The following is an 11,934-nucleotide window of genomic DNA, read 5'->3' as shown; positions in this document are numbered from 1 at the left end:
TAGTATTGAGGGCAGTTCGCTAAACTTTGCGATTCCCCTGAGATCAAAATAACTTTAAATTTGCCCAAGTTTCTTCATAACTTAGGATAGAAAATCAAACTGGCGCTTTTTCCACATTTTCTTAAATACTTTCTCTGCATCTACATCATTGTGAGCCAAAGCAATTAGAAGGTAATAAAGCACGTCACCTACTTCTTCTTCTATGTGTTTTTTGTCTCCGTTGCCCAGCTTGTAATCTTTACAAGCCATGATTACCTCAGCCGCCTCTTCGCCAATTTTTCTCAAGATTTTGTCGTCACCCTTACGCAGTATTTCCTCAATATGGGGATGGCTTAATTTCCCTTCACGACAGTCGTTAATTATCTTAACCGTTTCCTGTAGATTGGGGTTCTTCACTGATTGATGCTCCTTAGCTACTAATTTGTTCTCAGGGGTTTTCTCAAGCCTATATTCCGTTCTCAAAGTGTTACTCCTCGATAATTTCCTTGAACAATATAGCCGAAATTTACACAAATAATAGTTCACTAACGTCAAACATCACAAAAAGTCAATGATCTTTAATTAAGCAGGAAAGATGATTATTGATTAATAAAGAAAATCGCTGTAGTGCTTGCCGAAGCTTTTGCTCATACCGACTCTAACCCATAGTCTAGTCTCTCCTAAAAAAGACTAGGTATGTCCTGGAAGGAAGGGGAAATTTGGCAGTAAAAAAAGCCTCTACCGTTGATACTTCAATAGTAGAGACTAATAGTTAGCCTTAGTGAGGGAAATAGACAACTAGTTTAAGTGACCATCAACCAGGTTGAATTCAACTTAACGAACAAAGCTTTGAGAAGTTTCCTTAGTTGACAATTTGCCTACTGGCACTGTGCAGCGTCTGTTGGCTTCGAGTTAAGTATTGACCACGGTTTTTTCCGAGTTTTCCATCTCCGGCATTTCTTCGTCAGTTAGATTAGCCAAATCTTCAGTAGGCGTTGTTTGTACCCGCTGTGTTAGCAAGGCAGCAATGATCAAAAAGCTACCACCAAGGACGATTGCCACTAAACGATTGTCATCCAGAAAGTTTTCCATTACCCAACCGAAGCCCAGGGACACGGCAATCTGAGGCAAGACAATAAAGAAGTTGAAGATTCCCATGTAAATTCCGCTACGTTCCACTGGTAAGGAACCTACTAGCATGGCGTAAGGCATCGCCAAAATACTCGACCAAGCAATACCAATACCCACCATGGGCAGCAATAATAGATATTGATTTCTGATCACCCCTAGGGAGATTAAACCCACCGCACCGCAAAGTAAGCAAAGGCTATGAGTCGTCTGGCGGCTAGTTGCTCGTGCCAAATGGGATAATAAAAAAGAAAAGACCATACAGACAGCATTGTAAGCGGCAATACAAATTCCCGCCCATTCAATACCACGCAGATAAAGTGGCGAACTTTGGTGAGTAGCCTGGAAAACGTGCCGAGCAACTGCTGGTGGGAAATACAGAAAAAAGCAATACAGACCGAGCCAAGTAAAGAATTGTACCCAAGCAAGCTGCCGCATCGTCAAGGGCATTTCCTGCAAAGCAGTCCAAATTTCCCTGAAGCTGTTGAGTACACCACCTCGCTGCGTCTGCTCTTGCTTAAAGACTTTCATGTCTTTGGGAGGATATTCCTTGGTACTCAGTACAGTCCACAACACAGTTGCCAAAAATAGAGAGCCTCCAATATAAAAGGACAACTCGACGTTTAGGGGAATCGGATGTTCTGTAGTACTGAGGCTGGAAATACGAAAGACGTGATTGAGAACCCAGGGGAAGGCTGATGCCGAGACGCTTCCCATGCCAATCAACAGACTTTGCATCGCGAACCCCTGGGTACGCTGATCTTCTGGTAGCAAATCGCCAACAAACGCCCGAAAGGGCTCCATGCTGATGTTGGCTGACGTGTCTAAAATCCAGAGTAGTCCGGCTGCCATCCAAAGTGTTGATGAATGGGGCATGAGGATCAGGGTAATCGAACTAAGAATTGCGCCTGAGAGAAAATAAGGTCGCCGCCTACCCAAAGGTCCCCAGGTGTGGTCACTCATGTTGCCAATAATTGGCTGGACAATTAAGCCCGTTAAAGGAGCCGCTAGCCAGAGGATAGGTATTTGGTGGGCATTAGCACCGAGATGCTCGAAAATGGCACTCATATTTGCCATTTGCAGCCCCCAGCCAAACTGGATGCCGAGAAACCCAAAGCTCATATTCCAGAGCTGCCAAAAGTTTAATTTGCTGTTTTCTTTCTCTACCTCCTCTAGCTGCTCGTGAGGATAACATAGCCATTCCTGGAGTCTGAGATTAAGATTGCGACGACCATCAATGAAAAAAATGATTAATGGTGCCAAAAATGACTTAAAAATTTGATTTCCCTCTTCTTCTGGTAGCGTCCCTTGTGGTTTTTGCAGCTGTTCTTTATTCTGCATATGGTCATCTAGAAATCAACACTCAAGCTGCGTCGTGGTTTGAGCCACTCTTGGCTTGACTTTGAGACCGGCTAAGGCAGGTCTGCTAAGGAATGCCCAGCAAACTTAAATCCGCTTGAGTATCAGACTTATCGACTTAAGCAGTCAGCAAAGCAGCACTCACAAGGGTAAAAAGTCCGTAGGCAAAATCAATGGATGTATTTCGGCAATGAAGGTAGAAGTCCTCACATATTACCTAGGTAATCAAAATTACAGACGGTTTTAAAGTCTTGACTAGGTTGTCTTAGAGAGCCAAAGTCACTGGCTCTGGCTAAAGATAACTTTGTAATTACAAAATACTTTAGATATTATTACACAATGTAAAGTGCTGTTATGACATTGTCAACATAATATATGTATATTGTTAGTACAAAATCAATGACCAGAACGAAACCTCCCTCCAATCGAATTCTGACCATCCGTATACCCGAAGCCGATCTCCAACACCTAGAAGCTTACTGTTTTTCTAAAGGCAAAACAAAAACAGAAGTCCTGATTGGTCTAATTCGTAAATTGAAGCCCTAGGATTATTCTGTTTCCGCTCAATTGAGGGCGAAGTGCGAGTAGAGAAAATTGATGGGAGCAACATTGCCTAAACAGGCTTCGCCCCCTAATAAGAAATACCTCAATGTTGGCTACAGATAACAAGCACGGGGTCAGGGGGGGAATAATTTGTAGCATTCTTGTTATAAAAAGCTCAAAGACTCTCTAACGCCACTTGAGATGGTTCAGGTAACTTCTTGGTAGGTAGGTACTTGTCGGTTTGTCTGAGGCGCTGACTTAAGAATCTGCAAATCTCTAACAAAATGTGAGGGCGTTGAGTAACTAAGCTAATAAAGCGATTTTTCTCCAGCTTCAGCAAGGTACAGTCCTCAACAGCGATCGCTCCATCCCAACGGGGACAATCATCAAACAGAGCTACCTCTCCAAAATGCTGACTAACAGAGAGGTCAGTTAGATCGCGTTTCTCCCCCTCAACTTCTTTGACAATGCGCACACTACCCTCACCGATAATGTAGAGATGCTTACCCCAACTGCCTTCGCTGAAAATAGTTTCTCCAGCTAAGAAATGTTCTTGCTCTAAAGCTTGGTCAATTAAGAGCAGTTCGTCGAGGGAAAGATCTCGAAACAAAGCAACATTTTTCAGCAAGAGTAGGCGGTTCATAAAGAAATTCTTTGGGGATGGATGCTGATCTAGGGGCAAGAAAATCTGCTTGGCGGCAACTTGAACTAGAGGATCTGGATCTTTCATTAAAACTGATGGCACCGCAGCCAAAGCAATTAAAGCACCAATCTTGATCCATCGGTCTCTAGATTCTAGAGCTTCGAGAAGCAATTTTTGCCCCTTAGTTCTCATCCACTGCGGATTTGAGCGAGTAAGGATTCCTGGCGTCTCTCCACTGGCTAACTGCTCGAGTACTGGCATTAAAGGCAAGACAAAGCGACGATGGTTCAATGAAGCTAAGGTTTCTACTGCGTTAGCTACTTCTCTTTGTTCTCGGCTATAGAGCAAGCGTTTGACAGAATTAACAGTGCGTGAGTTGCCTAAACAAGAGAGTACGTATAAAACTCTTTGAATGAGACGCTGGTGGTAGTCGGCAATCGCGATCGCTAAAGGCTTCCAACTCAGATCATATCGAGGAATCTGTTGCTCCCACTGTCTGGTAGCAGCAACTTGCTGGAAATCTGGACTGAGATAGTTAAATAAGATATCGCTGGCGCGTTTGATCCGAACTTGTCCAATTGCTGCGATCGCCGCTTCTACTACATCTGGGTTTGAGGAAGACAAATTATCTTGAGCTAAAGACAAACCCTGCTCTCCGTAAGCCGCAAGAGCTATTGCTGCTCTACGACGCACTTGGGGGTCAGGATCTTCGAGGCCTAGGGCTACATAGCTCAACATTCCCTGGCTACGGGCAACTCCCAAGAGTTTGAAGGCCGCAGCACGTACTGATGGTTCTGGGTGATTTAGTTGATTTACCGCGATTTCTCCCAACTCGACATCACCAGGGCGTGCTAGGCTCGCTAAAGCCTCTAATCCTTCTTGCTTGACTACTGCTGTTCCACAGGTCAAAACCTGCTTGAGTGGGGTAATCAGCTCTTGATTGCTGCTAAAAAATACGGCTCGTACTACTGCCTCTCCGGTAGTAGTATCTAGCTCTGATTGCCATAACTGTTGGCAAGTTGCCTTAATTTCCGCAGGGGTGATTTCTCCACTCTGGGCAACTGCTACAGAGGCTAATACCCTAACCTCCTGACTGACATCCCCTAAGCCGGAACAGATTTGTTCTTGATTGAGAGGCTGTTTACTGGCAATTAAGACTTCTAATGCCATTGCCCGCATCGTGGGATTCTGGGAGTATAGTAGCTCTTGGCAGTGGTCGATAGTTTCGTTGTCTGGTGTGCTGCTCAAGAGTTTGACAGCAGCTTTGCGGATTTCGTTATTGGCAGTCGGGATTAATGCTTGTACTGGTGCTAAAAATTGACTGGGCTTTCCTAAACCTACAGCCAATTCTAATCCTTTTAGTTGAGTGTAGTGGTCACTGCTCTCCAGCAGTTCCTGGATTACTGAGCCAGACTGAGGCGGTAATTGGGTCAATCCTTCACCAACATCGTCCAGGTTGACTGTATCTGAGCGTAGTATTACTTCTAGGCATTGGGCGTAACTATTGCCCATGAAAGAGCGCAAAACCAGAAGAACTACACTGAAACCCACACCGATCCAGAGGATCTCAACTAGGGTGAAAAATGATTGGGAAATCCATAACATCACCCCAGCTAAAGTAAGACCGATCGCATAAAAGAAACCATCACTGAGCGAGCGCACACGCCCCATAAATTCGTGAGGAACGGCGTTATAGTTCAATTGATGTACGGGCAAGTTAATGCCTTTATAGAGGGAGTCGCTATTAATATTGGTAGCGATCGCTGCTTTGAGATTGAAGTTAAAGGCTAGCCCTAAAAAGCTAACCAATGTTGTCATAGGATAGAGCAAATTCATGCGTCCTACCCCCAATCTTTGGATCAGGGGTCGAGTGAAGCAGTAAAGAACAATTATTTGCAAAATACTATTTGTCATCCTGACTAATCCCAGGAAACCAGTCAGTTCTTGGTCATTGGTAAAGGTCTGAGAGTAAATGCTCAAGTACTCGAATTCAGACGTGATGTAAATGATAACTAATAAAAAACTGCTACTAGCTAAGAATAAAATAATTGGGTAACGCTTCACTAAGTCGGGAAATGTCTTTAATGCTTCTACCATCCCCACTGGTGTTTGGTTTCTATTAGATTCTAGGGGACGTTCTGAACGTTCTAGATACCATAACTGGGCGATAGCCACGGCACACAGAAAAGGCAGGCTCAGCAGCATATCTTGAGTTGTCAAATACTTTGATAGCAAACTGGTTAAGCCACCGCCCAAGAGAGTACCTACCGCCTGGGCTATGCCAATAAAAGGAGCGTAGCGTTTGTATTCCAAGGCTGTAAAATAGTCCATGAGCAGACTGGGAAACAAAATATTATTGTGTAAATCCCACTGAAAAAAAATAACAATAAAGATTATGTAGTAAATTGGCAAACTCTCTAAAGTTACCAATGCCCGCATTCCCACTGTCATGAAGATAGCTAACAGCAACATGTAGCGGAAAAGTTGAGGGCGAGAGTAGTGGTCAACTATTTGCGAAAAACAGGCATAAGCTGGGATTGAAAACAATCCAATCAGCACATAAAATAGAGGTAGACTTTGAGAACCAGCGTTGCTCAAAAATAAAGAATTGGCTGTAGTCATAGCCAAGATGTTGTAAGCCAAAATAGAGGCCGCAAGCAACAGCAAGTGGGTCAGGCGACGTACTTTCCAGATAGAAATGCCCAGGCGTTGCTCAAGTATTTGCTCAATGAACCGATTCAGCATCAGGGATAAAATTGGAGACTATAGCAATCCTAGGGGAATGGCGAACACTGCATATTTTATCTGTATGCATATCCTGTCCATCTGATTTTTCCCCAGAATCACTGAGGGCTGCTCTATCTCTAGAATCCGCCCTAGGGAACTAGGATAATAAGTTAATTATTTTTTATTTTTAGGATAAGTAAAGTAATAGCGCAACCTATTAAACTTTGATGAGTGCTGGCTAAAAATAGCCTCAACCCAATCCGAGAAGAGTTTAGTTTAATTAGGTGCGCTTACTTAGTTAAAGAAAAATTTGGCTCTAGAGCAAGTCACAAGCTTCTGGTTTCAAATCCCTCTCCATTAAGGCTCCTACAGCCTCTTGCGGAGTAATTTTGTTGTTGAGCAGGCGATGCACCTGCCGAGAAACTGGCACCGGAATTTCTTCGCGATTGGCAATTTCCATCAATACGTTGGTCGTGTTTACCCCTTCAGCAGTACTTTGTAATTCTGTCAGAATTTGCTCTAAGGTTTTTCCTTCGGCTAAAGCGTAACCAACTCGATAGTTACGACTCAGAGCGCTGCTGCAAGTTGCTAACATGTCCCCTAAGCCGGATAAACCGAAAAAGGTTTCCGCCTGTCCACCAAGATGGGTGCCGATACGGATGATTTCTGTCAAGGCACGGGTAATTAGAGCTGACTTAGCATTAGTGCCTAGCTGCAAACCATCACAAACCCCAGCTGCGATCGCCATTACGTTTTTCAGTGTGCCGCCTAATTCAACGCCAATGGGATCGCTACTGGTGTAGACACGAAAGCGATCAGAAGCAAAGAGCTGTTGTACCGTCTCAGCTGCTGCCAAATCTGTGCAGGCAACGACGCTGGCGGCTGGTAGTCCTTGTTCAATTTCCTTCGAGAGGTTGGGACCAGAGAGCACTACAATCGGATGTCCTGGAAACGAGTCTTGCCAAATCTGGGAAGGAGTTCGGGTGGTTACTGGATCCAACCCCTTGGTGGCTGTGACAATGGTCACGTTGTCAGCTAGGCCTATTTCTTGCATTTTGGCAGCAGTAGCTGCTACTCCCTTCATTGGGATGGCTGAAACGATAATTGAGGCGTCAGCCAAGGCTTCTGCCAGGGATTGGTCACTGCTGCGCGACCACAAGCGCACTTGGTGACCATTGTGAAGAGCTAATGTCGCCAAGGCTGAACCCCAGGCACCCGCACCAAGAACTGTCAGAGTTGCCTGTTGGGTTTGGTCTTGCTGGCAAGAATCTGGGTTAACGTTAACTTCTTTCGTCTCCTGTGTTTGGGACGATGAAGCCTGAGAGTTTGTAAGGTTGGTTACCATAGAATGCTGTCCTAACTCAAAATGAGGGACTGGGTAATTTTTACTACCTTAACAAAAATTTAGGATAAATCAACTTAGAATCGGTTATAATTCTTAACCCTGTTGCTAATTACCCAGTCCCCTATAACTACTACCGATTGCTAGACATGAGCTGCGGCTCAAAGGATGACTCAAGAGGAGCTAGTGCATAATCAGGAATGCAATTTTCCTTCATATAGGTGAAATAGTCTGCCACTTGGCTATCACACTTTTGGTCACTCCAGCCGCAGTGCTGTTTCAGGGTCTCGGTAATTACGGGAAGTAACTCCAATCCGTAGTGTGCCTTCATTGCCAAAGTAGTGCGGCGACGGGTGATGTCCAGGAGGGTATGAGCAAACTCTGAGTTAACGGCATAAACAATTTGAGCCTTAATGTCGGGTAACTCAGGATAGATCGCTTCTGCCAATTTGGGGTTAGAGTCTGTTAATGACAAAACGTTTACTGCTCTGGCACCGTAGAGGCTAAACAAGTGGTGAATTGTTTTTAGAGGCAGTAAGGCACCGTATTCGTCGCGAGCCTTTTGCAAGCGTGGGTCGTAAGGAAAAATGCACCCTGGCAATGGCTTGGTTTCTGTTGTACAAGGCGGTGCTTGGCGTCCTAGTTTACGGAAGACACTATCAACTGCTTCTTCACCAACGTGGCGGTAGGTTGTTAGTTTACCTCCAATCAGAGAGATTAAATTAACCACGCCCTCTCTGCTGTGGTCATAAAGGATATGCTTGCGGGTTACACTTCCTGGTTTCTTCCCTTCCTCATTGGGTAGAGGACGAACTCCGGAGTAGGTAAACTTGACATCCTCACGGGACAATTGAGCAGTCGGAATGATGTTATTCGTTTCCCTCAATAGATAATCAATCTCGTCGTTGTCTGCCTTGATGTTGTCTAATTCCCCTTGGAAGCGAAGGTCGGTTGTGCCAATTAGGTACATTCCCAACCAAGGTACAATGAAGAAGGGACGACCATCGGTCTTGGCTTCCACGTATAATGCCGTATCGGGAGCCCCAGGAAAGTCATTGACAATAATGTGACTGCCTTTGGTGCCGCCAATTTTTTTCCTTTTGCCGATGGGAGCCTCTGAGCCATCAACAAAAGCCCTCTGGCAAACCTGATCTACCCAGGGACCTGAGGTGTTAAGCACCATCCCAGACTCGCTACCGTGGACAGTAAACTCTTCTCCTGAGGCAAGATCCTTACAGATCAGGCTAGTCACCCGATTACCTTGGCGCTGCAATTGGGTCACTTCCACATAGTTGAGTGTTGTTGCTCCGGCTTCTCGTGCGGAGATGATATTTTCTAGGCACAAGCGCTCTGCATAAGCTGCCTGAGCATCATAGTATTGAGCTGCACCTTGCAAGTTTTCTGGGTCAAGATGGCGAAATAACTGCCGGAGTTTTTGTTTGGGCAGCATCCGGTGAGAAGGCAAGGTTTTATCAAAGCTGAAGATGTCATAAAGGAACATCCCTGCCTGAATTTTCCAGTAAGGGCGGGAGCGACCACTGTAAACAGGAACCGTCAGCATCAGGGGATGCACTAAGTGGGGTGCCGTGCGCAAGAGGATTTCTCGCTCCCGTAAAGACTCCCGTACCAAAGGAAATTCAAAATACTCCAAATAACGCAAACCGCCATGCACCAGACGAGTAGACCAACTCGAAGTACCACCCGCGAAATCCCCCTTTTCCACCAGGATGGTTTTGAGACCTCGCAAAGCGGCATCTCTGGCAACGCCAGCACCATTAATGCCGCCCCCGATCACAATCAAGTCGTAGGTTTCTTGCTGGATAGTTTGAAAATCTCGCATGATTTAGTTTTCTTTGCTTGTAGTGTCAACACCAGTTGCGGTCGAGCCAATAAGTTATGTATCCAGACTCAACCTAGCAAAGATATCAGTTTAAGTCTTCAGGCAAATGGTAGGGAGTTGACAATAACTTTAAACTGAAACTACTTCTTGTTGCGATGTTTTCTCAGGGTTAGTGCTTTCAAATAGCTCTAGTAGATGATCAGCCCAGTAATTAACATCATATTTAGTTACTGTTTCGTACATCTTAGCCATCCGTTCCTTTTGCTCTTTTTCCGGCATGGCAAGCGCCTGGTCAATTGCCTCGTCCATGCGATCTATAGAGTAGGGATTGGTCAAAATTGCTTCTGGCAGTTCGACTGCGGCCCCAACAAACTCTGAAAGAACCAAAGCTCCACCTTGTCCTTCTTTGGCAACAATATATTCCTTTGCCACCAAGTTCAAGCCATCGCGCAGGGGAGTTGTCCAGCAAACATCGGCTGTGTGGTAGTAGCAGATTAAGTCTTCGTAAGGCACTGGCTGGGTGAACAGCATGATGGGCACCCAGTCAAACTGAGCAAACTGTCCGTTGATTTTTCCTGCTAGTTGTTCTATTTGATGCTGGGTTGTTTTGTAAACTCGCATCCCCGCCGCCGCTGAAACCGATGTTGCCATCAAGTTAACTTTGCCACGCAAGTCAGGGCGACGCTCTAGTAAACGTCCGTAGGCTTCTAACATCTCGCGGGTGCCTTTGACGTAGTCCACCCTACCAGCTGCGAAAATTAACTTACGCCCATTCATGGCTTGCTGAATCTCAACTAGCCGTTTTTGGGTCTCTGGTTTGTGCAGAACTGAGAGAATTCCCTGAGGATTTGTCCCTACAGGTAAAGCGTCAATATTGACTAACTGATTCTTGTAGCGTAATTGGGTAGTAAAGTCTGGTTCAGCCAAGGCTGTCCCCACAGGTGTAATTTGGGGTGGTACTGGCTCTCTTTTAACAATTTCCACTTCCCGCAAACTACGGGCAACATTGACAAAGTTTTCTGAGTAGCGGGGGATATGGAAGCCTACAATATCGCAACAGAGTAAACTATCAGCGATTTCTTCCCGCCAAGGCAAGATGTTGAAAATATCGACGGAGGGGAAAGGCGTATGGTGGAAGAAAGCAATGCGAGCGTTGGGTTTTTTTTGCCGGATGTAGTAGGGAGCCAGCCAGAGATTATAATCGTGTATCCAGATTAGGGCATCATCTGCGGCTTCTTCGCAGGCAGCCTCGGCAAATAAACGGTTGATGGTATGAAAGTTTTGCCAATCTGAAGATTCGTAAGTGAAGTGATAAGGAAAAGAGTGCAGGATTGGCCAGAAAGCTTCTTTGGAAGTTATGTGGTAAAAATGCTTGACCTGATCGGCACTTAGCGGAATGCGTCGTACGTTGTAGCCTGCGCCGTCTTCAACAGTTACCCGTTCTTGGAAATCAGCTTTTTGTTTAGAATTGACTTGCTTCCAAGCAATCCAGGTGCCCTGCTTAACACTGGCGAAAAAGTTTTTTAACGTTGGTACAATGCCATTGGGGCTTTTCTTTGGGAGGTAACGGGTTTGGCCGTTTTCAACTACCTCGTCGTAAGGTTCTCGATGGTAAAGAATAACAAGATTAGATTTCACTAGTACACCTCGTATTTGCCATAATTGTTTAAGCAGTTCCCGATCCGTGCTATGTCAGGCTTACAAAGCACAATAGATGCTTTCTATCACTTTGATTTTGCCGACAAGTCTGCTTTCTCAAGTTACCCGCCGTGCTGATAATCTCTGCTACCTCTTGAGTTTAGTGACTAATATGTCAATATCTAAAATGCGTAAACCCTAATTGACCAAGGCTAATAGCATTGACCAAAATTCTTTTGGCTTCGCCTATCTGGCTTGGCTCTTCGAGGACATCTTAGATTAATGACTTTTCTCGAAAGAGGAAAATTCTACTGAAAGAGAGATAGGTTTGTCCTCTAAGCAAGATTGCTAGCTTCCGCTAAATTATTAGTAAATCCATACCAACTTTGAGAGCAACAGTGTAATTGATTACAGCTTTTTTATCAATTTATCACTTGGTTTAGTTCAACAACTGTGTGTCTACTAAACTCCGAAAAGTACAATTTTTGATTAGGAATGGAAGTTTCGATCTTTTTCTAAGTATGGTGTACTTAACCAGCTTGATACAAGTTTGGCGCTCTGTTTTGGCTCTCCCAACCAACCTGGATAAACAGATATTTTAGCTGCTCAGAAGTTCTTTGTGGCTCTTTCGCAAGTGCCTAACCTCTCTAATCTTGGGACTAGTGAGGAGATTTTACTTCCAAAGCTACGAGTTTTATTTGCATGATTGCCAGTGTCAGAAGCAATCTTTTTTAG

7 protein-coding genes are annotated in these 11,934 nt (G+C 44.8%); 1 reads left to right on the top strand and 6 read right to left on the bottom strand.

The window, feature by feature from the left end; all coding sequences use genetic code 11:
- Window positions 1-81: 81 nt before the first annotated feature.
- Both hisE and ACT7WV_RS07110 read right to left on the bottom strand, forming a co-directional pair.
- The gene (hisE, locus tag ACT7WV_RS07115; RefSeq protein WP_445102237.1) at window positions 82-396 is read right to left on the bottom strand and encodes a phosphoribosyl-ATP diphosphatase; all 315 of its coding nucleotides are present in this window, start codon (window positions 394-396) and stop codon (window positions 82-84) included.
- Between the two features lie 495 nt (window positions 397-891).
- On the bottom strand, window positions 892-2,229 hold the full coding sequence (locus tag ACT7WV_RS07110; protein WP_463424229.1) for an MFS transporter: 1,338 nt from the start codon (window positions 2,227-2,229) through the stop codon (window positions 892-894).
- A 636-nt stretch (window positions 2,230-2,865) separates the two neighbouring features.
- On the opposite strand from ACT7WV_RS07110, the gene ACT7WV_RS07105 reads away from it, so the two are divergent.
- On the top strand, window positions 2,866-3,012 hold the full coding sequence (locus ACT7WV_RS07105) for a hypothetical protein (protein WP_445102235.1): 147 nt from the start codon (window positions 2,866-2,868) through the stop codon (window positions 3,010-3,012).
- A 172-nt stretch (window positions 3,013-3,184) separates the two neighbouring features.
- Here the strand turns inward: ACT7WV_RS07105 and ACT7WV_RS07100 are convergent, their stop codons facing one another.
- The 4 genes from ACT7WV_RS07100 to ggpS all read right to left on the bottom strand — a co-directional run bounded on the left by ACT7WV_RS07100 (window position 3,185) and on the right by ggpS (window position 11,199).
- Entirely contained in the window at window positions 3,185-6,397 is a 3,213-nt protein-coding gene (locus ACT7WV_RS07100) for a HEAT repeat domain-containing protein (protein ID WP_445102234.1), read from the bottom strand.
- A gap of 298 nt (window positions 6,398-6,695) precedes the next feature.
- The gene (locus ACT7WV_RS07095) at window positions 6,696-7,724 is read right to left on the bottom strand and encodes an NAD(P)H-dependent glycerol-3-phosphate dehydrogenase (RefSeq protein ID WP_445102233.1); all 1,029 of its coding nucleotides are present in this window, start codon (window positions 7,722-7,724) and stop codon (window positions 6,696-6,698) included.
- 130 nt (window positions 7,725-7,854) lie between these two features.
- Window positions 7,855-9,561: a glycerol-3-phosphate dehydrogenase gene (gene glpD, locus ACT7WV_RS07090; RefSeq protein WP_445102232.1), complete on the bottom strand. Its 1,707-nt coding sequence runs from the start codon at window positions 9,559-9,561 to the stop codon at window positions 7,855-7,857.
- Between the two features lie 129 nt (window positions 9,562-9,690).
- Window positions 9,691-11,199, bottom strand: coding sequence for a glucosylglycerol-phosphate synthase (gene ggpS, locus ACT7WV_RS07085; RefSeq protein ID WP_445102231.1), 1,509 nt, complete (start codon window positions 11,197-11,199; stop codon window positions 9,691-9,693).
- Window positions 11,200-11,934: the final 735 nt, after the last annotated feature.

Source organism: Symploca atlantica LB2515, from assembly GCF_052546295.1.
Note: the sequence above shows the minus strand (reverse complement) of the source record. Positions and strands in the feature narration are given on the sequence as shown.